The 23,258-nt window shown below is 65.3% G+C and carries 15 protein-coding genes and 2 pseudogenes; 3 read left to right on the top strand and 14 right to left on the bottom strand.

Going from position 1 to position 23,258, the window contains the following annotated elements; all coding sequences use genetic code 11:
• Window positions 1–242 precede the first annotated feature (242 nt).
• The 8 genes and pseudogenes from IEY95_RS42550 to IEY95_RS42520 form a co-directional block, all read right to left on the bottom strand.
• Window positions 243–713, bottom strand: a complete 471-nt coding sequence (locus IEY95_RS42550; RefSeq protein ID WP_189191630.1) for a DUF5959 family protein — start codon at window positions 711–713, stop codon at window positions 243–245.
• Window positions 714–1,013: 300 nt separating this feature from the next.
• Window positions 1,014–1,541 (bottom strand): hypothetical protein, encoded by a 528-nt coding sequence (locus IEY95_RS42545; RefSeq protein ID WP_189191629.1) that lies wholly within the window; start codon window positions 1,539–1,541, stop codon window positions 1,014–1,016.
• A 42-nt stretch (window positions 1,542–1,583) separates the two neighbouring features.
• Window positions 1,584–1,691 (bottom strand): annotated as a pseudogene (locus tag IEY95_RS51120) (IS982 family transposase); the annotation flags it as partial.
• Window positions 1,692–2,326: 635 nt separating this feature from the next.
• On the bottom strand, window positions 2,327–2,623 hold the full coding sequence (locus IEY95_RS42540) for a hypothetical protein (RefSeq protein ID WP_189191628.1): 297 nt from the start codon (window positions 2,621–2,623) through the stop codon (window positions 2,327–2,329).
• 245 nt (window positions 2,624–2,868) lie between these two features.
• Window positions 2,869–3,039 (bottom strand): hypothetical protein, encoded by a 171-nt coding sequence (locus IEY95_RS42535; protein WP_229703735.1) that lies wholly within the window; start codon window positions 3,037–3,039, stop codon window positions 2,869–2,871.
• 320 nt (window positions 3,040–3,359) lie between these two features.
• On the bottom strand, window positions 3,360–4,535 hold the full coding sequence (locus tag IEY95_RS42530) for a hypothetical protein (protein ID WP_189191627.1): 1,176 nt from the start codon (window positions 4,533–4,535) through the stop codon (window positions 3,360–3,362).
• Window positions 4,536–4,591: 56 nt separating this feature from the next.
• Complete coding sequence (locus IEY95_RS42525) at window positions 4,592–5,068, bottom strand: hypothetical protein (protein ID WP_189191626.1); 477 nt, start codon at window positions 5,066–5,068, stop codon at window positions 4,592–4,594.
• Window positions 5,069–5,143: 75 nt separating this feature from the next.
• A complete protein-coding gene (locus tag IEY95_RS42520; RefSeq protein WP_373294662.1) occupies window positions 5,144–7,183 on the bottom strand; it encodes a golvesin C-terminal-like domain-containing protein in 2,040 nt (679 codons plus the stop codon).
• Between the two features lie 253 nt (window positions 7,184–7,436).
• Between IEY95_RS42520 and IEY95_RS42515 the strand changes: the two genes are divergently transcribed.
• The 3 genes from IEY95_RS42515 to IEY95_RS42505 all read left to right on the top strand — a co-directional run bounded on the left by IEY95_RS42515 (window position 7,437) and on the right by IEY95_RS42505 (window position 9,361).
• A complete protein-coding gene (locus IEY95_RS42515; protein ID WP_189191625.1) occupies window positions 7,437–8,663 on the top strand; it encodes a helix-turn-helix domain-containing protein in 1,227 nt (408 codons plus the stop codon).
• A gap of 279 nt (window positions 8,664–8,942) precedes the next feature.
• Entirely contained in the window at window positions 8,943–9,149 is a 207-nt protein-coding gene (locus IEY95_RS50495; RefSeq protein ID WP_308429407.1) for a hypothetical protein, read from the top strand.
• Between the two features lie 11 nt (window positions 9,150–9,160).
• Window positions 9,161–9,361, top strand: coding sequence for a hypothetical protein (locus IEY95_RS42505; protein ID WP_229703734.1), 201 nt, complete (start codon window positions 9,161–9,163; stop codon window positions 9,359–9,361).
• Between the two features lie 379 nt (window positions 9,362–9,740).
• On the opposite strand, the gene IEY95_RS42500 is transcribed toward IEY95_RS42505, so the two are convergent.
• The 6 genes and pseudogenes from IEY95_RS42500 to IEY95_RS42475 form a co-directional block, all read right to left on the bottom strand.
• Window positions 9,741–10,154: a hypothetical protein gene (locus tag IEY95_RS42500; RefSeq protein ID WP_189191623.1), complete on the bottom strand. Its 414-nt coding sequence runs from the start codon at window positions 10,152–10,154 to the stop codon at window positions 9,741–9,743.
• Between the two features lie 140 nt (window positions 10,155–10,294).
• The gene (locus IEY95_RS42495) at window positions 10,295–11,107 is read right to left on the bottom strand and encodes a hypothetical protein (RefSeq protein ID WP_189191622.1); all 813 of its coding nucleotides are present in this window, start codon (window positions 11,105–11,107) and stop codon (window positions 10,295–10,297) included.
• A 1,033-nt stretch (window positions 11,108–12,140) separates the two neighbouring features.
• Window positions 12,141–12,638, bottom strand: a complete 498-nt coding sequence (locus IEY95_RS42490) for a hypothetical protein (protein WP_189191621.1) — start codon at window positions 12,636–12,638, stop codon at window positions 12,141–12,143.
• A 469-nt stretch (window positions 12,639–13,107) separates the two neighbouring features.
• Window positions 13,108–13,548: pseudogene (locus tag IEY95_RS42485) on the bottom strand (hypothetical protein); the annotation flags it as partial.
• A gap of 316 nt (window positions 13,549–13,864) precedes the next feature.
• Window positions 13,865–14,476, bottom strand: coding sequence for a hypothetical protein (locus IEY95_RS42480; RefSeq protein ID WP_189191620.1), 612 nt, complete (start codon window positions 14,474–14,476; stop codon window positions 13,865–13,867).
• 109 nt (window positions 14,477–14,585) lie between these two features.
• Window positions 14,586–23,219 carry a golvesin C-terminal-like domain-containing protein gene (locus IEY95_RS42475; protein ID WP_189191619.1) on the bottom strand — a complete coding sequence of 2,878 codons (8,634 nt, stop codon included), beginning with the start codon at window positions 23,217–23,219 and terminating at the stop codon, window positions 14,586–14,588.
• Window positions 23,220–23,258 lie beyond the last annotated feature (39 nt).

Genomic DNA, 23,258 nt, shown 5'->3' with positions numbered 1-23,258 from the left:
TTCGGCAGGTTCGACAGGGACGGGGAGTGCGATGGCGGCCCGGTTATACAACAGTCGCGCGGCGGGATACGAGCACGGGAACCTTCCGGACGAATCGCCCGACCGCCCGACCGCCCGATCGCCCGATCGCCCGATCGCCCTCAGGATCGAACGGCCGTTGTCACGCGTCCGTCGTCGACGCGTTCAAGAGCAGTGCCCTGCCCCGCGCTTGATCAGCTTGAACAGGTCGGCAGGGCGGCGAGTCAGGCCTGCCGGTCGGGGCTCCACGCGTAGGTCATGGGTCCCGTCTCCACCACCTCGCTGGGCCAGATCCGCCGGACCTGCTCAAGGCGCTGAAGGTGCTCGTCGACCCAGTTCTCCTCCGGTCGGATCCGCAGCATCGTGGTGAGACGGTCGGGATCGTGGAGGGTTACGGCCAGGGAGCGGTCGTCGAGCATGTGGAGAACGAGTTCGAGTCCGCGGTCCCTGCCGATCCTCGCGTCCTTCCCAGGCGCGATACCGGTCAAGTCGCGCTGCCAGGCATCGAGGTCCCGCTGGAAGACATAGACATCCAGGCGGGCGTCGACGAAGTCCGCCGATGCGAACACGTCGGCCCGAAGGGTGTCGTGACCCGGCAGCACACCAGGCCTGGAGCGCCCGGTGACACGCACGATGCAGCGGTTGCCGTCCGCGTCCCCCAGGTGGATGAGGTCCACCGCGCCTGGTTCCGTCACTGCCTGCCTCGCTCTCGCCCGTAAGGGTGGGGTCGCTGATGAATCATGCGCCGCGTTGATCGGCCTGTCGACCGCCTCCACCGTGGCACCGGGCTGACCGGGCCGACCCTCCTCCCACGCGGACGAGGTCGAAACGACTCCGTCCACAGTGACGATGGAAGACTCCCTCCCCGGCTGCGACTCGATGAAGGTGACGCTCCCGCGGACCCCCTGGCATCCGGCGCATCTCGGTCCTCCATCGAATCCGATGAACCGAACTCACGTGGAATCCCCGCATCGCCGCCCGTTTCCGGACGCTCTTCAGCGATCGGAAACCTCACCCCGGACCTGAACCGTACGACCGACAGGGTCACCCGGCTCCACCCGGAAATCGGAGGCCAACTGCCTGCCGGTTCTGGCCAGGACCCACTGGCGGTTCACGACGCGGCCGTCGACGATGAAGTCGTCTCGCAGGATGGGGAGGGCCAGCATGGCCGTGAACCACTCCGCGACGCGTTCCGCGAGGAACTCGGGTGATCCCGAAAGTTCGATCGCGGTTTCCAGCGTGCGTTCCAGCGTGTACAGCTGGTCGTGGAACTCGCCGCCGATGAGACGCGAGCCGGTGAAGAACGCCCCAACCGTGACGATGTGCGCGTCCGACTCGGAGACGGGGTCCCGCAGGTCCAGAGTGACCAGGAGCTCGGTGCGGTTCTCGAAGACGGCGAGGGTCGCGTACGTGTCGTCCGGATCGCAGGACCACGCGCCGGCCTCCGCCCGCTCCCGCAGGGCGGTGACGAAACGCAGGCCTTCCTCGGTGAGTTCCAGCTCAGGGTCACAGTCGAACCACACGTCACTCCCCCAGCACGAAAAACGGCTCCGGCACCAAAGCAGCGCGATGCCGATCTTCGGCCGCCACGGAGCGAGCCGTGGAGAGGTCGTCAGCAAGTCGTCGATTCTCACATTCAGTGCGGTAGCGAGAGCGTCCAATTCGGGCGTCATACACTGACTTTGGATACCTTCGCCTCGGCTCCGCAGGATAACCGCAGGACTCGATCACGGTCCGGAGCTGGCGGAAACGTTTGGATTGGTCGTGTCAAAGTAGACCGTGTCCGTGCCTGGATCGAGATAGAACGTGCCGAAGTACGTCCCGCCCGTCATTTCACGGTCGAGGGCGTTGCTCCGGACCCACCTGGCGCCTGTCGGCATGAACTCGGCGAGTTCAGGAGGAAGCCGGCTTGGCGTATCAGGCTGAAAGCTCCGGTGCCGTGCGCCAGTGATGGCAGCGACGGCACCTGCTCTCAGCTGGGCAGTTCCCACTACACGCACATCAGTAGGGCCCGGAACGGACACCCTCGAATCGGTGCCCAGCGCGGTCCCGAGCCAGTGTGCGCCGGACAGCGGGCCGAGCGCAGCGAACCGACGCTCCAGGGGCTCCAGATCTGTGCGGACCTTGGCACTGTCTGCGCTTTTTTCAGTTGACGTACACGCTGCAAGCATCATCACCGCAATAAGCGAGAGCATCCCCCGGCGTCCGAGACCCGCCATGCCACCCACAGGCCACCCTCCCCAGAGCTCCCACCTCCCAGTCCTGATCGTAACGGTCGACTCACCGCCCATCCCTTGGAATTGATCATCTAGTAGATGAATCCAGCAAGGGACAGATAGCGTGAAATTGCAGCAACCAGGACCAGAGCAGAGATCCCGATCTTGCGTTCCCGCCAGCCGAGCAGGACAGCCCCCAGCGCTGACATCACCATGGCAGCCTGCAGCATGAATAGGCTGGAGGCACTCGCATCGGAATCAGTATTGGCCCTCGTCAGACCGGCGCCCGGGATCTTGGGAGACAAGACAAGGGCACTTATCAGCAGGGCGAAAATCCCAATCAACCCCAGAACGCGAGAAATAACCCTAATAGCCTTGGCGCTTCTCAACTCGATTCCTTTCGGGACGCACAGTGTGACGTAAGGGGCTCCAGCCGACTCCGCCCCCGACGCCTCCGCACGTGCTTCACGGCGCCGATTGAGCAGCTCCTCCGCCTAGCCGTACAGAAACCTGATGCCCTCGCTGAGCGCGACCCCGCCCATGGCTGCGAACGTCAACGGCTCAGTCATCATCGCCCCCCTGTCGCGAGCGTAACCACACGTCAGGTTCAGGACGACGGTTCTCGGATCACGCTTCACAGGATCTGCGTGATCAGGACCGCACAGTCCTGCCGTGAACGGCGACACACCGCGGTGCGCCGATACACGCCGGCCAGGAACTCGACAGCACCGACCGGGAACTCCGACCAGTCGCCGTTGGCTCCACACACCACCACGGGCCAGGAGTCCGGGTCGGGTGAGCTCATCCTCCAGTAGAGGTAGTCGACTACGTCCCCTACCCGCGGCCCGGTGGCCTGTTGCGCTGGGCGGAGTCCAATGAGGGGGGTAGGCCTCCGCCAGGGACCGGTAGTCGGAGGGCAGCGCCGTGCCCAGGTCCGCTTCGAGGGCAGCCCGATCCACGCTGCGCCCCCGGCACACGCCACTGCGTCATCGACGGAAGCGCGGCCTCCAGCTCTTCGATCCTCAGCATGTCGTCTGCCAATCCTGGGCGTCCTCGACCGCGATGTTCTCGAACAGCGCACCATGCCGGAACGTGCGTACACAGACGGTCACTTCATGCGGGCCATCATGTCGCGGACGCACATCGCGCACCGGCGTCCAGCAGCCCGCACACCGCAACTCCTGTCACCAGGAACGCAGCCGCCGCCGACAGCAGCGTGACCTCGTAGTAAGACCGAGGAGTCAGCGCGGCGACCCCGTACGCGGCGGCCGATCCGGCCAGGACCGCACACCCGACCCGGCCGGCCAGCACCAGCGCGAGCCGCCGACCTCCGCCCGAAGTCACCACCACGTCCCGCCCGGCCAGTACAACGGCAACGGCAGCCATCAACAATTCCATGGCTCCGGCGAGTTGCGGAGTCCCGAACATGACCCCGTAACGCACTGCCAGTGCGGGCACGAGGAAGAGCCCCAGCCAGTGGCGAAGCACCTGCCACACGAAGGCCGAGGACAGACCAGGAGCGGACGGATCCGGCAGGCGGCCCGCGGCCCAGCGCAACCCGGTCAGCGCGGCAACGGCCACCATCACGACTGGAAGACGGTCGTCCAGGCGCCCCAGGTTGTAGAGCAGGGCGGTGTCGTACACGACGAGAACGAGCACACCCAAGGCGCCGAGCGACCCGATGAACACCAAAAGCCCCGACACGGAGGCGGCCGCCCGGGACACCCCCGCGTCACGCGCCGCCCAACGGGCCAGGAGGACCGGCGTGATCACGGCAGACACGGCCCGTATGACCAGATCATCGTTCGTGTAGGGGTTCCGCAGATCCCACTCGACCAGACAGAACACGACGGTGTACGACACGGACGCCAACGGAAGCAGCGCGGAACAGGCGATCCGCCGGTACAGGTCGGCGTCGAACCAACGCGCAACCGTCGCGAACGCGGTGAGCACGAAGGGCAGTTCCAGGAAGGCCTGCACCCGCAGCACGGACGTAGCGAGAAGCTCCGGCGCGGGAAGGACACGACCGAGCGATCGCATCATGGGGTCGTGTGTGGCCAGGTCGAACCACCCGGTCGGCAGGTAACGCGCGATGAACGACGGGTCGCCACCATGAACGCGCAGCACGTACACCGTGAACAGCACCTGGTTGACGTAGATGAGCACGGTGGTGACCGCCAGCGCAACGAGCGGCGAAAAGGAGCGGCCCGTCGAACTCGAAGCTCCGGAGCGGCGACGACCGAGGCCCCGCAGGGCGAGCGCGAGGGCCGACGCGACCGACGCGATCACCACGGAGTTCACGAGTGCCTTCACCGTCCTGCCCCGACTTCCGTGGATTTGCACATACCAGCCCCGCGTCACACCTTGTCGACACTGAAGCTGAACCGCACCATACGGTTAGGGAGCTTTTCCGCAACGGCAGCGCAGTATCCTATGTTTGTCTGGAATTTCAGGTACAAGCATTTCCCCTTCAATCCGTCGGGGAAGCACTTGCCCATCCCCCACTGCTCGTCGCGAACGAGGACCGAATCGTCATCCCACGTCAAGTCCGCCAACTGATGGCCGTATTGGCCGAGAAGTTGATCCACCACCTTTGGCGATCCGTCAAACACGAGTGAGAGTGAGTCACTGTCCCACGTGCGGACGGTGTGACACCTGACGACGTCGGCATGCGCGGGAACAGTCACGTCGAATCTCTGCGGCAACAGGTCACCACCGATTTCACTCATACACGACGAACTCGAAATATCGTCGGCAGGGTCAAGTCCCGAACAGCCGCCAGCACACAGCAGTGCGGCCGAAAGGAGGCCGAACGTCCTGATCAAGCTCCCCACACGCAACCCCCTTTGTACCTGCACAAGTCCGGGGATCGCAGGGGCCATGGCTCTGCGACCAGGCCCCTGCGATCCCTACGTCGTGCCGTCGCTGGACTCCTCGCGGCCGAACGGGTCGTAGGAGTAGGTGAAGTTGTCCTTCTCCGTGTCCGCCGGGTCACCGGTGGTGTCACGGACGAGCTTGACGGCATCCGCGACCACGACTCCGCCGCTGTTCTGGAACAGCTGCAGCTTGGCCGCGTTGCCCTGCTTGAAGGCGAAGGAACCCAGCGAGACCCAGGTGCCCTGGTTGGCGGTGGCGTTCTGGTCGACCGTCTTGTCGGCCGTCCCGCCGTCGTAGGTCACCGTGTACTTCGCCGTCGTCGCGGCGCCCGTCACCTTCGGGAACTTCACGTACGCGGCGTACGTGCCGTCCTTGGGGATGTTGAGCGTCCACGTGTAGGCATCCGTGCCGGTTCCGGCCGCGTGGGTCTCGTGGTTGTAGCCCTGCTGACCGGTGATGTCTCCCTTCGTCCAGGTACCGGTCTTCGAGGTGTTCTGGGTGTCGGAGTTGTCGGCCAGGACGACCGACTTGCCCACCGGGACGCCGTCGTCCGCGCGGGACTTCAGCGAGCCGTCGGCGTAGTACGACCACGACATCGTGCGGTCCGAGGAACCGCCCGCCGAGGTCAGAGTCCGCTTGATCTGCTGACCCAGCTCGTTGTAGTCGTAGGTCGTGGTGATGTCCCACGGGTCCGCGGACGACCTCGCCCAGCCGTTGTCGAAGTAGCTGTAGGTGGTGTCGTTGCGGACCGTCTCGCCGTCCGACGGCGGCAGCGAGGTCTTCGCGACCTGGCCCACCTTGTCGTACGTCGTCTCCGTGTAGACGTTCGGGTCGTTGTAGCGCGAGTCCGCCGGGTCGTAGGGCTGGTACTGCTTGGCCGGGCGGTTCAGCTCGTCGTACGACGTGCGGACCGTGAAGGCGTCGGTGGAACCGGCCGCCGTCGCCCGCGGCGTGAGCACCTTGGTGGTGTTGCCGACCTGGTCGTACTCGTACTTCGTCGAGCGTGTCGTGGTGCCCTCGTGCGGGACCTTGACCTCGGTCTGCTTGCCGCACTCGTCGTAGGTGATGAGCGTGGTGTTGTTCTCGGCGTCCGTGGCCGAGGTGACCAGGCCGTCCTTGTCGTAGCCCTTCTTGGTGGTCTTGCCGGCCGCGTCCGTGACGACCGTGACCCGGTGGTCCAGGTCGTAGTCGGTCTTGGTGGTGTAGTCGGTCGTGTCGGTCGTCGCGTTCTTCTTCGGGTCGATGACCTTGGTGACGTTGCCGACGTTGTCGTACTCGTACGAGACCTTGTCACTGTTCGCGTTGACCACGGACGTGAGCTGGTAGATCTCGTCGTAGGTGTTCGTCGTAACGTAGTCGGTCGCATCCGTCGTCGTCGCCGTGCCCTTGGGCTCGGTCGTCGTCTTGACGTTGCCGACCTTGTCGTAGGTGTACGTCGACGTCCGCGGGGCGGTCTGGTTGTTCGCCGGCCCCGTCGCCGACGTGATCTCGTCAGCGTTGTCGTACACCGCTGTCGACGCCGCGCCGCTCGGCGCCGTCGACTTCGTGACGTTGTCGTTCTCGTCGTACACCGGCGCCGGGGTGGTGATCACCACGCCCGTGTCCTTGGGCACTGTGTTGACCAGCGGGCGACCGTACGTGTCGTACGTCTGCGTGGTCACCTTGTCGTTGGCGTCGGTGACCTTGGTGACCTGGCCGCGGGCGTCGTACTCGTACGTCGTCGCGTTGGACTTCGCGTCCGTGATCGTCGTCGGGTAACCGGTGGGTCCGAAGCCGCTGTACGTGGTGGCGTGGCCGTTGGCGTCGGTTGCCTTGGTCAGTTCACCGTAGGCGTCGTAGTCGTACGACGTGGTGTAGTCGCCAGCCGTCGGCGTCGCGACACCCTTGGGGTCGGTGACCGTCTTCACGTTGCCGAACGAGTCGTAGCCGAACTGCCAGGCGCGGCCCTCCGGCGACGTCTTGCGGAACAGGTCCGCCGAGAAGCCGTCCGCGCGCGTCTGATACTCGTACTTCGCCGCGTTCGCCGGCCACTTGGTGGAGTCCAAGACGCAGGTGGCCGTCTGGTCGGGCACGCCCGCCTTGTTGTTCTCCGCGTCGCGCTGCCAGAGCGGGTAGCCCGTCTTCTGGTCGTAGCAGTACGCGGCCTTGGCGCCGTTGGCCTCCTCCAGGTACGTGACGTTGTTGTCCGCGTCCCCACGTGGGTTGCCGGCTCAGGTTCGTTGGCATCGGCAGGGCGACGGCCCCCACCAAGGAGGGGCCGATCGCTGCTACCCCTGGGAGGCCCAGGGGTACCGTTCTGAATGCGACCTCAGAACGGAGTTCAGTATGCCTGAGCACACCGATACCCCGGCACCTTCGACCTTCGGGCAGCGCCTCCGGCGGGCGCGTGAGAGCGCCGGCCTCACACGGGCCGTCCTCGGCGGACTGGTCGGCCGGTCCTCGGAATGGGTCAAGGCCCTTGAGGTGGGCCGCCTCCAGATTCCGCGCCTGCCAATCCTGTTGCGCTTGGCCGACGTTCTCGGAGTCGAGGACCTGGCGGAACTGACCGGCGACGAACGGCTGTTGACCGCCACCTACAGCAAGGCCGCGCACGAGGCGCTGCCCTCGGTGAAGGCAGCGCTCACAACCTATGACTTCAACGGGGCCGACGAGGAACCGGAGACCGCCGAAGCGCTGGCCGCGCGCGTACGGCAGGCGTGGCAGCTGTGGCACGGAGTCGGCAACCACCGGACAAGCCTCGCCGCCCTGCTCCCCGACCTACTGATCGACTGCCGGCACGCCGCACACGCTCTGGAAAGCACCGACCGGCGCCGTGCCCTGGTCGCGCTTGCCGAGACCTACCACCTGGCGCAGCTGTACCTCAGCTTCCAGCCCGCGCCCGAACTCGTCATGCTCACCGGAGACCGGTCGATGACGGCAGCGCAGGACGCCGACGACCCGCACGCCATCGCCGCCGCGGCCTGGTACATGAACCACGTCTTCAGGGACGCCGGAGAGCGACACGAGGCACGCGTCGACCTCGCCATGAAGGCAGCTGGTCTCCTCAACCCCGAGCACGGTCCGGAAGACCTCGCACGCTGGGGCCTCCTGCACCTGGCAGCGGCCCTCTCGTACGCCAAGGTGGGCCGCCGGGGCGATGCCGAACGGCACTGGGACCGCGCGGACGAAGCCGCGCGCCGCCTCGGCGACGGCTACGCGCACCCGTGGCTGATCTTCGGGCGGGGCATGGTCGACGCCTACGCGATCACCATGAACGCAGACCTCGTACGTTCCGGCCCGGCGATCGATGTCGCGACGCACATCGACCTCGCGCCGATGCCCTCGGCGACGCGCCGGAGTTTCCACCTAGTGGAGTCCGCACGCGCCTACCGGCTCCAGGGCGAGGACGTGGCCGTGATTCACCTGCTGAAGAAGGCGTACGAGACCGCGCCGGAGACCGTGCGGTTCAACCTGTTCGCTCGCCCGGCCGTGGCCGAACTCGCCACCGGCAACAACGCAATGATCAGGGAGGACGCGCGCCAACTGGCACGCCGGCTCGGCGTAGCAGCCTGATGGGTACAACCTGTACCCCTCCACAAGGGGGGTATGTACATACCCCTTGCACGGCCGAACCGCTCCTACCGTCGATGGCTGCGACAAGACCCCGGCGAGGTGGCTAGACCTCCCGGGGCGCGGCCAACGCTGAGTAGGAGCGTCAACATGCACGACTGTAACCGCCGCATTGCCGAATTGCTCCGGCTGGTTCTTGCACCCGGTTCCGGCAGGCGCCGCGCCGGGTTCCGCCCCGCCCTATCGGCCCCCGCGCACACGCCGGAATCGCCCCGAACTGCCATGCCGTGGCCCCCGGTGCACCGCTGCGCGTACGGACTGGACACGCCGCTCGACGGCAACGCGAACGCTGTCGTCCGCCCGTACGTTCTCGAGAGCGAGCGGAAACGGGAGCGGCAGCATCAGCGGCGGCGGCTCGCCCTGGTCCTCACGGCCGACCTCGGCATCGACCTCGACCGGCACGTGGTCGGCGCCAACGGGGTCGCGTGATGGGCGCGACCATGAAGCAGCCACAGGTGACAAGGGAAAGCGCGGACCAGTCGTGGCTGTCGGCCGAGTGCGCGCTCGCCCAACAGCCCGGCTACGAGGACCTGCACGGCGAGTGCCGCCAGACGGCGGACGTGCCAATGCCCGGCGGCGTGGGCATGCTGCTGGCCCGCCACTGCCCGTGCGCCTGCCACGCGTCGGAGGGTGAGCGGTGAACGCCGGAACCCCACCCCCGCCCGGGACATCCCGCCTGACGATCCACATCTACCGGCTCACCCCTGACGGCAAGCGCGTCGCACAGTCCAGACGACACACCATCACGGCCACCCCCGACCCGGAACGCCTCGCAGACTCGCTCGCCTGGCCTCCGTGCCGCTGCCCCCGCTGCCCCCGCTGCCGCACCGATAACGCCCGGTAGCAGCCCCGACCCGGCCGCCCGCATCCCGTTCCCAGACGGCAGGGCGGGCGGCCTACCGACCGGTCGTCCGCCACCTCGTTGGAGGACCCTAAGGGCAGCCGCCTACGGCCCGCTGCACAATGCCACGGCCAGCAGCGGCAGCGGCAGCGGCAGCGGGACCAGAATGCAGAGTTTGCTCAGTCGAGCCCGGGCGCCGGACCGCTCCGGCCGAACACTCGAACGCCTTCCTCGTGTACGCCAACATCGTCCAGGGAAGCCCGCCACCCCGCGCCCTCCAGAACATCCCTCAGCATCGTTCGCACGGCGTCCAACACCGCATCCGCAAAGGGAAGCACAGGGTTTTCGAAATCACTGCGTTCGGCACAATCATCCACCTTCGCCATCAACTCAGCACTGGACAGCCACTCGACATAGACCCCTTCCGAACCACCTTCCGACCCAGCATTGAGAAACGTATCAATGTAAACGTGCGCACCCGAATTCCCCTTGCGGTCCGTGAGAGGAATTCCGGCCAGGCGCAGCGTCTCCCGCACCTCTCCCACAATTCGCTCGTATTGGAGCTTCGTTTCCTGGGAGACATGTTCGATCACGAATTCGCCTCTCATAGCGGTGCGGGAGTCCTAACCAAGCGATACCACGGAGAGGGCGGCGAAGCGTCGCCGCCCCTCCGCTCACCGAAAAACGGGAGCGGAGGGCCCGGGTCGGCGCCGAAGAACAGCCGCCGGTACGTCTACGACGCCTTCAACTCTCCCACCATGCCGACTAGCTTCCCACGGGCCGGATTTGCCTGGAAGGCCGGATAGCGCCGCGCAATGAATTCCAGGACGTCCGTGGAGAATCTGGCGGCGACAGCGAGGAACTCGGCGACCGTGCAGTGCCCGGGCACGGGATCCCAGGACCTCGTCACGGTCACCGTTTCGCCGTCGCGGGTGAAATGAATCAGCAGATCGTTCTCCGTGAAGCTGATGCGCCCAGGATTACCCTGCCGAATATCACCGGCCGCAAGAAGCACACAGAACACGAAATCGAGGGCCGGCGTCACCGGGAACTGCTCGTTTCCGAACTCATCAGCGGCGATGGATAGATCTGCCTTGAAGTACTCGTACCGCAAATCCATCTCACTGGCCCGCTCCAACTTGGCGAGCTGCTTCTCGGTGAGATCCCGCATGGAGTCCGGAACAAAGGTGATGTCAAACATGACGCTCCAAGATGTGAATCCAAGGATGACGAAGGCCTGACGCGTCGGTCGCCCGCACCGTACAAGTACGGTGCGGGCGACCGACGCGTCAGGCGAACGGATACCTACGGAATGGGGTGAGCAGTCGTCGAGGTCCGCTCGCAGTAGTCGCGAGAGAAACTCCACCATCCCGCAGTCGTAGCGGCTCCACAGGCTGTCGTCCCTGTTGTAGACCAGGACCGGCCAGATACCGGGGTCTTCACCGGAGGCGCCCCAGCACAGGATGTCCGCGCTGGAGTCCACCCCCAAGCGATCAGCTCCGGGTTCGTCCCGACCGGCTCGGGTGATTTCCGAGTCGTCGCCCATGCGTGCTCGGCGTTCACCGCCTCGTGGAGCATGCCGCCGAATGCGGACTTCGGCCGATCCCCTTTGGGTTCGGGATCCTGGATCACCAGGTAGTCCTGGATTGTCCCGGACCCGTACACCTCGATGAACTACCGGTAGTCGCACGGGAATTCCTTGCCCCACGACTCGCTCGTACGCGTCCAGTCAACCGACACATCAGGTTCGGTCGTGGACGGCATGAACCGCATCGACCCGACGGGAACCTGTCGGCCTGTTTCGGATCGTTGAACACGGGTCAATGAAGTCGTGCCCATCGAGCTCGATGAATGACCTCCAGCATGGTCTCCCCGCCATGACCCCCGTCATCGGTGACACAACCGAAGGTGGCTGGAACTCTCGAAACAAAACGCTTCAGATGCTCGGTGACGGAATTGACATCCAAAGATGAAATGATTCTACGAGGTGGTGCCTCACCGCCCCCGCACTCAGCCCGGAATCGGTACCACTCACCGTCCTCACTGACGCACTGAACCGAAACTTTCGCTTGGCCCGCCCCGCGCCGATGCCCTTCCCCGTTCAGTTCCAGAATCCAGAACTCGCTGGCCGCTGGGCAACCTTCGCGAGAAACCTGCTCCAATTCGTTTCGGACCAGGGATTCCGAGAGCGCAGCCTGCCCCACAGGGGGTCCTGCTGGGTCAGCGAGGCCCAGACGCCCCCCGGCGGCCCCACCATCATGCTCTCCCCCTTACCAGGAATGTGAAGGTCAGGGCCGTTCCGCAGTTCTTCGAGCAGCGGACCGAAAATCTCGCAGGTCGCCATTTCGAACCATTCAACCGCGAGTTGCGGAATATCCACTTCCGAGGATCGAAGGTTGACCTCTACCCTCATCGCTTTCTCCCTGCCGCCGTAAACCACGCCTCAGGCATTGATGCTTTTCCAACCGACCCTGACTTTGCAACAGCCCTGGGGACCACACGGACCGCAGCGCCAGCGTCGCGATCACAGCGAGCGGCGGGCGCTTACTGGGAAAGACTCACTGATTCAGGTTCAGCACTCAAACACCCTGAAGGCTGACAGCATTCCCATTCACGACCAACTGCCATCGCTCACCGAACTCACTGTACGCGTCGACGGAGCCGTTAAGGGTATGGTCGAAGGTGAAGTCGGCGAACTCTGGAGCGTAATATCTCCCCTCCACCGGGTTGGACAACTCTTGCGCGAGCACGGCGTCCGGCGCAAGGAAATGGTCGATAATATAGGCTAGCCATTCATCTGCGAAGCGAAATTTACTCCGACGATTCCATTCGATCCGCGTACCATCATTAGCGGGGACCCATTGGCAACTCAGGCCGGGTTGACCAGTCGGCGGTGTGTTCACGTCGAGAATGTCGCCATCTGGGATAACCAGTCGCCCGGTCTCAATCGTAGAATAGGGGCCAGACGCTCTGGACATCCTGCGAGTCGCCGCGAACCTCTCAAGATACCGAACCTCCGAGGGATTCAACGTAGGCGAAACGGCCACAGATCCAACGAAGTTGATGTACTCGCTCATGCGCTCAGCCTACCCGACCATGCTTCCCGCGCAAAGAGTCCCCGGCTCTCATGAGCCGGGGACTCTTTTCTTCGCTCAATTCCTACGGTGTGGCAGCGCCACCTGTGAGTAGAGTCGCGATGACTCCCAGCGTACCGACCACTCCATAGCCGACCCCCTTCTCGATGCTATTGACCGTACTGGAGCTGGGTTCCCAGTCCCAAACCGTCGCAGGCACCGTCACAGGGTAGGGCTTCATATCCGGGTCATTTGGCCGTGGATTCTTCCTCGTCCACCAACTGATGGCCCCGTCGTGCCCACCTTTGCCGACTATTCCGGTCTTCTTGTTGGTCGACACCGTAACGAGCACACGATCTTTCTGGACGATGTCGGGAGTCACGAGTTGTGGAATATCGAATCCTGCCTCCACTCGCAAATACTGCCCACCGGGACCGCTCTGCAGCATCTGCTCTACGTTCACGTAGTGTGCAACTTCGTCGCCCGCCACCGTGACGCCTGGAACGATGAGTTCGCCGTGGATGCGGCGATATCCCCAGTTGGGGTTCTCGCGGGCGAGCCGCAGCACCAGCAGCCGGATGGAGCGCACGGTCCGCGGCCTTCCCGGGCGCTTGGGCCGGGAGCGCGCAGCGTGGCGGTGTGCGATCAGGTCGCGGTGCCAGCGCAGCACCGTGTCCGGACGCACCACCCTCCTGCGCAGCACCTCCGAGGGCAGGCGGTGCAGCAACGCCGCCAGGAACGCGCGATCGCTCGGGGAGAACCGAATCTTCTGGCCACCGAGTTGGCGCTCCAGCACCGTGATCTGATGGCGCAGGGCGAGGATCTCCGTGTCCGTGTCCCGGTCGCTCATGGGCAGCAGGCGCAGCACGGCGAACGCGTGCGTCACGGTCAGGTAAGCCAGTCGCAGCAGCACGACGAGCCATCATGTCGGGGTGATCGTCAGCCGTGCGAGAGCACCGATTCGAGCGTCCGTGCTCGAGAACCCGCGCATCCCGCATGCCAGCTCCCACCTGGGCGGATGAGGTTTTCGGTAAGGACAGCGCCGGCAAGTGCTGTCCGAGGCCGGCCGTAGGCTTCTCCAGGCTGTTGATGCCGATCATCACCTCGCGGTCCACGGTATAGCGGACGAAGTCCGCGTAGGCATCACGGATCGCCGGATCGGAACGGTGTTTCCGGCTCCCGCTGTGACAGTCCGTCCAGCGCCCGGCACCGTACGGCGCCCTGGAGGATCAGGGGATATCCCAAGCCGGTGTGTTTTGGAAACGGACAGAAGACGGGATGCACAGTGTCTGAAGTCGTTCACTCAGCCACTGCTCCTTCGGCGCCAATCCCATGATCTGCTCGACAAGAGCCAGAAGGTGTACGCCTCGGTCCACCTCTTCATCATCGACACCGTTCGGCACCTCGGACCACACAGGATTCCACCGAGGGTCTCCGGGGCGCAATGGAGTTACCGTTTCTTCGGCATCGAATTCATAACTGACCAATTCGCCATTCACGGCGTAGTGAAAGCTGTGGACCCCTTCACTGCTGAAGCTCACGCTTACGCAACGACCATCCCGAGAGATGTCGCGCAGCACACCGGGAACCGCCAAAGTCGAACCAATCGCCTCAACGGTGAAGATCAGCCCACAGTCCTCACCCAGCCCGACCAATTCAACATTTCGCGTCACGTTTTCGAGAGCTTCCCGGGCGGTCATCGCCTCAGGCTCGGCGCCCCCCACCCCAAGGATCCTCATCACTTCTTTATGATCGGATCCCTCGATGACAGAAATAGTTGGATACAAATAGTCTTCTTCCAGACCGTAAAACCAGTCGAACCTACGGTCGGACCTCGTCATGCTGGACCTCCTTCTGTCGCCTCGGATGAGGAAGAACTGGCTCGGGTGGGGTGGCCGAACACGGGTCGGCCACCCCACCCTACTGGGTTCGATTGAAGCGGAGAACCCCTTACCCGGCTATATAGACGCCATACTCCTCTCGCACATTGATCACCGAGACCAGGAACTGATCGCCGCGTTTAATCTTATTCGCCGCCATGAAGCTGCCGAGATCTCTGAACTGTGTGCGCTGCTCCGACCAGGGGACACCCATCGTCTGAGCGCCGATGCCTCCCTCGAATGTCGAGGCGAACGGATACTCGTCGCAGCTCTGCGGCCCATTCCACGCGGATTTGCCGCACCCGGCGAGTTCCCTGTTCAGGTCCCCGTCCTTAGAGTTTCGCATCGCCGTCAGAAGGAAGGGGTGTCCAGCATCGATCGCGGACTTGTCGTTGATCGCGATCTTCGGTGTCCGCTTCCCGTCGACCACGAACACCGGAAGGTCGCGGCACTGGGTCTCGCGCAGACCGTACTGGTCCTGGCAGTTGTCCACGGCCTCGTCCCACTGCGGGACGGTCAAGCCATCCGGTGTGGGGAAGAGCTCGCGCCAATTAACGTTGATCGTCTTCGAGCCGAATAGGCTGACAATCCGTGGGAGAACCCACTTCTCAGCCGACTTGAGACCTGCCCCACCCGGCGGAACGAAGACACCAATCTTCGGCTCTTGAAGGGCAAAGATGCCCTTCTCCGCGGCCTCTGTGGCCTTGGCCAGCTGCTGGAGGGATTCCGTGGACTCGGCCTGCTCGTGCTGGATCACCGCAGTTTCGCGGTAGGTACCCCCGCACATACCCGTGATGTCGCAGCTCGTGTGACCGTCGATCTCGACGAAGCTGGTCGGATTTCCCCCGCCGAATGCGTACCGGTTGTTGGTGTACGGGTCCGCCCCGAGGCCCATGTCCGCTAGCGCCCCGTTGTACATGTCCCGGGTGGTGAAGCGGTTCAGGCCGGGGTTGTAGTCGCGGAAGCCCATGTCGTACGTGCCGGACTGGGCGTCCCAGCGCTTGGCGTTGTAGCGGTACGGGTTGTACTCCTCCTTCGTCGGATCGGCCGGGTCCGGCTTGTCGATGCCGGTGAACTCGGACGTGTCGTCGCTGCCGTACGCGGTGTAGCCGTACGTCGCCTTGGTGTCGCCGCTGTTGTCCGTGAGGGTTTCGACGTCGGTGTGGCCGTTGTAGCCGTAGTAGCCGTCCTCGGTCGTGCCGTCCGTGTTGTGCTTGACCTGCGACAGGCGCTGGCCCCACGGGCTGTACTGGTACGACTTGGTCAGCGTGCCAGCGACCTTCTCGTCCAGGACCTCGGATGAGAGGCCCAGGTACTCGAAGTCCGTCTTCTTGCCGTCCGCCGTCTTAGAAGCGGTGCGGTCCAGCGGGTCGAAGGTGTAGGTCGTCGACTTCATCGCGCCCGTGTCGTCCCTCTTCTGGGACTCCACGACGTGGTCGAAGCCGTCGTACACGCTCCGCTCGATGACCTGGCCGCCCGAGGTGACCGACTCCTGGCGGCCGAACGGGTCGTAGTTGTAGTTCGCGGTGCTGCCCGGTGCCGACGCGGTGAGCAGCCGGTTGCGGTCGTAGTTGTAGGTGCTGGTGGTGCCCTTGACCGTCTGGCTGATGACGTTGGCGTTGTCGTCGTGGACGTACGTCTCCGTCCCTGCGCCATTGCCCGTTTTCACCGACTGCTTCAACCGGTTGGCCGGGTCGTAGCTGTAGTTCGTTGTCGAGGACAGGTACGCCGCGTGGTTGTCGGCGTTCATCTTCTGCGTGACGTCCTGCGACTTGTTGCCGTTGGGGTCGTAGGCGTAGGTGTGGGAGGAGACGAGGGTGCCGCCCGGCTTCTTCTCCGTCGTCGTCTTGACGGCCGCGTCCAGGTAGTACGTGTAGTCGACCGTGTTGCCGTTGGCCTTGGTCTCCTTCAGCTTCTGGCCGCGGTCGGTGTACGTGTACGACGTCACCTTCGGTGACGCGTCCGTGGGCGTCTTGCCGACCGACACCGTCTTCACCAAGTCACGTAGGTCGTATGTGTACTTGGAGAACTGGTCGGGGTGCGAGACCGTGTCCGACAGGCCGTTTGCGTCGTACGTGTACGACGTGGACTTCTTCTCCGTCCCCGACAGCGCCTCGGTGACCTTCTGGACCTGGTTGAGGCCGGTGTAGGCGACCGTGTACGCGTCGATCTTCGCGGTCGACGACGTGTCGTCGATCTTGGTCAGGTTGCCGTTGACGTCGTAGGAGTAGGCGAAGTTCGCCTTCTCCGTGTCCGCCGGGTCGCTGCTCGTGTCACGGACGAGCTTCACGCCGTCCGCGACCGCGATGCCGCCGCTGCTCTGGTCCAGCTTCAGCCTGGAGTCCTCGCCCTGCGTCAGGGAGTAGGAACCGAGGCTGACCCACGTACCGGTGGCGACATTCTGGTTCTTCGTCACCGAAGGCTCGGTCGTCGCACCGTGCGTGAGCGTGTACTTGGCCGTCGTCGCGGCACCAGTCACCTGCGGGAACTTCGCGTACGCCGTGTACGTGCCGTCCTTGGGGATGTTCAGCGTCCACGTGAACGCGTCCGTACCCGTGCCCGCCGTGTGGGTCTCGTGGTTGTAGCCCTGCTGGCCGGTGGTGTCGCCCTTGGTCCAGGTGCCGGTCTTCGAGGTGTTCTGGGTGTCGGAGTTGTCCACCAGGACCACGGACTTGCCGACCGGGACGCCGTCGTCCGCGCGGGACTTCAGCGAGCCGTCGGCGTAGTAGTCCCAGGTCATCGTGCGGTCCGAGGAGCCGCCCGCCGAGGTCAGGGTGCGCTTGGTCTGCTGACCCAACACGTTGTAGTCGTAGGTGGTGACGATGTCCCACGGGTCGGTGGACGACTTGGCCCAGCCGTTGTCGAAGTAGGTGTAGGTGGTGTCGTTGCGGACCGTCTCACCGTCCGACGGCGGCAGCGAGGTCTTCGCCACCCGGCCGACCTTGTCGTACGTCGTCTCCGTGTAGACGTTGGGGTTGTTGTAGCGGGTATCCGCAGGGTCGTACGGCTGGTACTGCTTGACCGGGCGGTTCAGTTCGTCGTACGCCGTGCGGGCCGTGAAGGCGTCGGTGGAACCGGCCGCCGTCGCCCGCGGGGTGAGCACCTTGGTGGTGTTACCGATCTGGTCGTACTCGTACTTGGTCGAGCGGGTCGTGGTGCCCTCGTGCGGCACCTTGACCTCGGTCTGCTTGCCCCGCTCGTCATAGGTGACCGTGGTCGTGTTGTTCTCGGCGTCAGTGGCCGACGTAACCAGCGAGTCCTTGTCGTAGCCCTTCTTGGTGGTCTTGCCGACCGCGTCCGTGACCTGCGTGACCCGGTGGTCCAGGTCGTATGCCGTCTTCGACGTGTAGTCGGTCGTGTCCGCCGTCGCGTTCTTCTTCGGGTCGATGACCGTGACGACGTTGCCGACGTTGTCATACTCGTACGAGACCCTGTCGCCCTGCGCGTTGACCGCGGAGGTGAGCTGGTAGATCTCGTCGTAGCTGTTCGTCGTGACGAAGTCGGTCGAATCCGTCGGCGTCGCCGTGCCCTTGGGCTCCGTCGTCGTCTTCAGGTTGCCGGCCTTGTCGTAGGTGTACGTCGAGGTGCGCGGGCTGGTCTGGTTGTTCGCCGGCGCCGTCGCCGACGTGACCTGGTCCGTGTCGTCGTACAGTGCTGTGGACATGGCGCCGTTCGGCGCCGTCGAGGTGGTGACGTTGTCGTTGGCGTCGTATACCGGTGCGGGCGTGGTGATCAGGGTGCCCGCCACCTGGTCCTTCGGCACCGTGTTGACCAGCGGGCGCCCGAACGTGTCGTACGTCTGCGTGGTCTGTTTCTGGTTGGCGTCGGTGACCTGGGTGACCTGGCCGCGCTCGTCGTACACGAACGTCGTCGAGTTGGTCTTGGCGTCCGTGATTGTCGCCGGGTAGCCGGTGGGCCCGAACCCGCTGTACGTCGTCGGGTTGCCGTTGGCGTCAGTCGCCTTGGTCATCTGACCGTAGGAGTTGTACTCGTACGACGTGGTGTAGTCCCCCGCCGTCGCAGTAGCGACACCCTTCGGGTCCGTGACCGTCTTGAGGTTGCCGAACGAGTCGTAGCCGAACTGCCAGGCGCGGCCCTCCGGCGACGTCTTGCGGAACAGGTCGGCCGAGAAGCCGTCGGCACGCGTCTGGTACTCGTACTTGGACGCGTTGGCCGGGTACGTTCCCGGGGCGCAGTCCGAGGACGGCGGGACGCCCGACTTGTTGTTCTCCGCGTCGCGCGACCACAGCGGGTAGCCCGTCTTCTGGTCGTAGCAGTACGCGGTCTTCGCCCCGTTGTCCTCCTCCAGGTAGGTGACGTTGTTGTCCGCGTCCCAGCTCATCTTGGTGCTCTGGGACTTGGCGTTGGTCGTCTGGACCGGGCGGCCGAAGTCGTCCGTCACGTACTTCGTGGCGTGCGACTCCGCGTCGGTGACGGTCGTGTCGACGAACTTCGTGTTCGTCGTGTCCGCCACGTACGCGAAGCTCGTGTCACCGTTCAGACGGTCGGTGATCGTCTTCGTCCACCAGTGGTACTTCGGGTCGTCGCCGGTCTGCGGCGCGTAGTACGCCAGGTTGGTGGCGTGGCCGCGCGGGTCGGTGGCCTTGACCAGCTTGACGTTCTTGTTGCCCTGGGTGGCGTCGTAGGTGAACTTGAAGTTCTTCGGCTGGGACGATCCGTCGCCGTCGGTGAACTGACCGAGCAGGCCCTCGACCGTGTAGAAGAAGGAGACCTTGCGGCCCGAGATGTCCGTGATGGACTTCACATGGTCGTAGATGTCCGGGTCGGTCAGGCTCGTGCCCGTGACCTTGGCGCCCGTGCCGTCGATGTAGCTGTAGGACGCGTCACCCTTCTTGTAGTAGTCGAGCGTCAGGGACTGCCGGCCCGCCGGGTCGGTGACGTAGGCGAGGAACTTCGCCGCCTTGCCCTGGGTCTTGTGCTGCTCGTAGGTGTAGGTCTGTGTGTTGCCGTTCTTGTCGACCACCGACGTCAGGTAGCCGTCGCAGCCGAAGAAGAACCGCGTGCCGTCCGGACGCAGCAGCGTCCACGCGTCCGGCACCGGGTCCTTCGTCGGCGTGCAGTCCAGACCCGCCTTCGCGGTGATCCGGTAGTGGACACCCGCCGGAGCCTTCCAGCTGCCGTCCGGCTGCTTGGTGAAGACGTGCGTGGTGCCATCCCCGTCCGGCAGACGGATCTCCGAGGCGTTCTGAACCGGGTTGGGGTGGAAGTCCAGCGCCGCACCGAGCCGGATGGGCCCGCCCAGCTGTGCCGACCAGCCCGCGCCCGCGCCACCGGTGGTGTTGTCGGTGTCCTGCGAGTTGTACGCGAGGCGCGCGAACGTCGTCAGACCCCGGCCCGGGTTGGTGAACGCGTTGTACGACCACACGGTGTTGCCGTAGGCGAGGTTGTTCATGACCGTCGAGCCGGCGCCCGTGTTCTTACCCGTGTACGAGTAGAACTTCTCCAGGCCGAGCGTGTTGGAGGTGGGGTCCTCGACCGCCACGTTCTGCTTCAACGCGGGGATGCCGCCGGTTCCGGCGGACAGCCAGCTGCCGTCGGAGACCTTCTTGACGTCCCAGCCCAGCACGTACTGGGTGCGCTTGCTGCCCGAGTCCGAGTTGATCGGCGTCTTGACCTGCGCCTGGATCGTCGTCGACTGGCCCGGGGACAGCGGAGGGATCGCCGTGGACAGCTGGTTGCCGCCCGTCGTCGCGTCCGTGCCGTCGGGGAGCTGCCAGGTGTACGACAGGACCCGCTCACCGCTCGCCCACGCGCTCGACGTGGTGTTGGTGACCGTGAAGTCCACCGTGTAGGTGGAGTTGGGGGTCATGCGGGCCGGAGTCTGCGGCGCGTAGTACGTGTCGTCCGTCGTGGAGTCGACGTAGATCACGCGCAGTAGGGGGCCGATCTGGGGGTCGGCGGCCTCCGAGGCCAGGAACATGGTCTGTTCCTTCGGCCCGGTGGAGGTCTCGTCCTTCAGCTTGATCAGGGCGCCGTGGTTGGAGGTGGGGGTGCGGGTCCAGCCCTGGGTGAGGGAGGTCGCGTCCCACCAGTGGCGGCCGACGTCGGAGACCGAAGCCACGGTGTCGGAGACCGTGCCCGAGTAGTCGCCGCCCGCCGCCGTCCAGGCGGTGCCGGTCGCGGCGTTGTTCCAGGTGGCCTGGGTCTCGGTGAAGTCCTTGTTCAGGCCGTGGAGTTCGTAGATCGCGCCGTTGGTGCCGGTGGTGGTCTCCGCGCCCCACATGAACAGGCGGGATTCCAGCACCGTGGCGGTGGTGGGGATCGCCGTGGTGGGGAACTTCATCACCGCGCGGGTCTTCTCGGTGGAGTTCGTGGGCGTGTTGTTGCCCACGCTCAGCCACTTCTGGCCCACACCGTCCCGGCCGATGGTGTCCAGGTTGGTGGTCGGGGTCGCGGAGGACAGGGTGGTGTCCGTGACGCCGGCCGTGGTGCCCTGAACCAGACGCATCGTGCGGCCCGCCTTGGGCACGCCGACGATACGGGTGGGCGAGCCGAGGAGCTGGCCGTCCTTCGTCTTCACCGCGAGCTGGTAGTAGTACGACCGCCCGATCTCCACCGAGGAGGAATCCGGCGTCGGGGTCGCGGTGGTGTCCGTGTACGCCGTGGCCGACTTGTCGATCGGGGCGACCAGGGTCGCCGCGGACGGCGTGAACGCCTGCTGCGTGGAGCGGTGCAGCTGGTACTCGACCGGGTCGAGGCCGGAGTCACCGGTGGTGTTCGAGTAGGCCTTCCAGCTCAGCTCCGGGCCCGTGGAGTGCACGACCGTCGGGGAGTTGAGGGTGGTGCCGACCTTGCCGTACGTCACCGTCAGCCGCGGGATCGTCGACGTCTCGCCGCCGTAGTCGCCGTCACCGGCCTCGTAGCGCGGACCGCCGATCGGGCCGGCCGTCGACTCGTCGGCGGCCTTCAGGATGAACCCGTTGTTGGTCGAGGTGCCGTCCAGCCACTGCTGCACGGTGTCGGTCACCGGGAACTTGTGCCACTGGCTGTACTCGCCGATGTCCTTGTTGATCATCGCCGGGTTGGTGAAGCGGACGGCGTCCGCGATCACCGCCGTGGTCGCGGAGGCCGGGCCGTCGCCCAGGACGACCTTGCCGGCCGTACCCGCCGCGAAGTCGATCTGCGCGCCGCTCGCCAGCGGGGCCCAGACACCGTTGGTGCCGGACTGCTGGTTCACCGTGTAGGTGGTGGAGCCGGCCTTGGACGTCACCGTGTACGGGGCGTTGGTGGCGCGGTCGGTGGCGGCGACATAGTGCGCGTCGACCTGGTAGGTGCCCGCGTCCTTGATGTTCGGCTGCCAGGTGTAGGTGTCGCCGGCGACCGTGTCCTTGTTGTAGTGGTAGTCGCCGCCGACGCCGTACTGCGCGAGCGAGGACGTCGTCGCCGGCCAGGAGCCGGTGGCCGCCGTGGTACCCGGGTCGCCGTCGTCCACCGTGTAGCTGGTGCCGGACAGCTCACCGACGTACGAGCTGGTGCCGCTCCAGGTCGCCGACGTCTCGTCCCAGGTGCCGGTCGCCCGGTGCACCTCCACCGGCACCTTGGTGCCGCCGCCGTCGTGCGCGTTGTCGAAGTACATCTCCAGGCGGGCCGAGTCGATCTTCGTGCCCGAGGGGATCTCGCTCAGCGGGAACTTGATCAGGGAGCGGGCCGTGCCGGTGGCCGTACGGCCCACCGACAGCTTCCAGGAGGTGTTGAAGTTCGTCGTCGGCTGGTCCGACAGGACCATCGTGTCCTGCGAGTCCGACGGCGACGGCGTGATCGTGATCGTCGGGTCGATCACCACCGGGTACTGACGGTCCTTGGACGCCAGCCACTTCGCGTCGGGCGCGACCGTCAGCTTCCACTGCTTGCCGTCCCGGGTCAGCTTCTGCCGTACGGCCGTGCTGTAGGTCTTGCCGAAGACGGACTTGTCCGCCTTCTTCGCGTCCGTCATGAACGGCGCCGGGATCACCATCACCGGGGTGTTCGGCAGCGCGCCGTACAGGGCGATCGAGCCGTCCTTGCGCGCCCGCGGCACCAGACCGTCGGTGTCGAGGGTGAAGGTGAACTTCAGGGGACCGGTGGGCCGTTCGGCGAGGGTGATGTTCTCCTTCACCCGGCCGGGGCCGACGCCGTACTCCAGGTCCGCGCCGTGCGCCGCGTCCTTGTAGGTGACCGTCGAGCCCTTCACGGCCGGCTTCAGCGCGCCGTGCGTGCCCTCCAGACCGAGGGTGACCGTACGGCCGTCCGGGGACTGGAAGCGGATCAGGTGGTCCGCGTCCGAGCCGAACCAACTCCGGCCCTCGTTGGTGGTGTTGGCGAAGTCGAAGCCCTTGGCGTCCGTCCGGTGGACGGCCGTGTCGATCGGCTTCCAGGTCGCCTTCTTGCCTGAGCCCGAGCGGTACGACGTCGGGACCGCCGACAGTTCCGCCTGCACCTGGCCGTCGGACAGCTGCCAGAACCGCGCGGTCGAGGTGCGCCGGCTCTTCAGCTCCTTGACTCTCCTGGCCTTCGGGGCATTCTTGCCCCTCGGCAGCTTCTGCCGGTCGGCCACGTCCAGCTCGTCGTGGGACGGCGGCTTGGCGAGCTGGTGATCGTCGTCGCCGCCGAACCAGCCCTCGAGGGTATCGACAATCCCCTTTCCGCCACCGTCATCGTCCGTGGACGAGGCAGCGTAGGCGAATTGCGGTAGCGCGGTACTCACGACCGCGGACACCACAAGGCAGGAGATCACTCTCCCGTA

The sequence above is a fragment of the Streptomyces albiflavescens genome (assembly GCF_014645835.1).
Classification (GTDB): Bacteria; Actinomycetota; Actinomycetes; order Streptomycetales; family Streptomycetaceae; genus Streptomyces; species Streptomyces albiflavescens.
Note: the sequence above shows the minus strand (reverse complement) of the source record. Positions and strands in the feature narration are given on the sequence as shown.

Excerpts from the sequence above, each read along its gene's own strand:
- IEY95_RS50495 (WP_308429407.1), top strand. The coding sequence starts at position 8,943 with ATGCCGTGGCCCCCGGTGCACCGCTGCGCGTACGGACTGGACACGCCG.
- IEY95_RS42505 (WP_229703734.1), top strand. The coding sequence starts at position 9,161 with ATGAAGCAGCCACAGGTGACAAGGGAAAGCGCGGACCAGTCGTGGCTG.
- IEY95_RS42495 (WP_189191622.1), bottom strand. The coding sequence starts at position 11,107 with ATGGGCGACGACTCGGAAATCACCCGAGCCGGTCGGGACGAACCCGGA.
- IEY95_RS42480 (WP_189191620.1), bottom strand. The coding sequence starts at position 14,476 with ATGACGAGGTCCGACCGTAGGTTCGACTGGTTTTACGGTCTGGAAGAA.
- IEY95_RS42490 (WP_189191621.1), bottom strand. The coding sequence starts at position 12,638 with ATGAGCGAGTACATCAACTTCGTTGGATCTGTGGCCGTTTCGCCTACG.
- IEY95_RS42535 (WP_229703735.1), bottom strand. The coding sequence starts at position 3,039 with ATGAGCTCACCCGACCCGGACTCCTGGCCCGTGGTGGTGTGTGGAGCC.
- IEY95_RS42515 (WP_189191625.1), top strand. The coding sequence starts at position 7,437 with ATGCCTGAGCACACCGATACCCCGGCACCTTCGACCTTCGGGCAGCGC.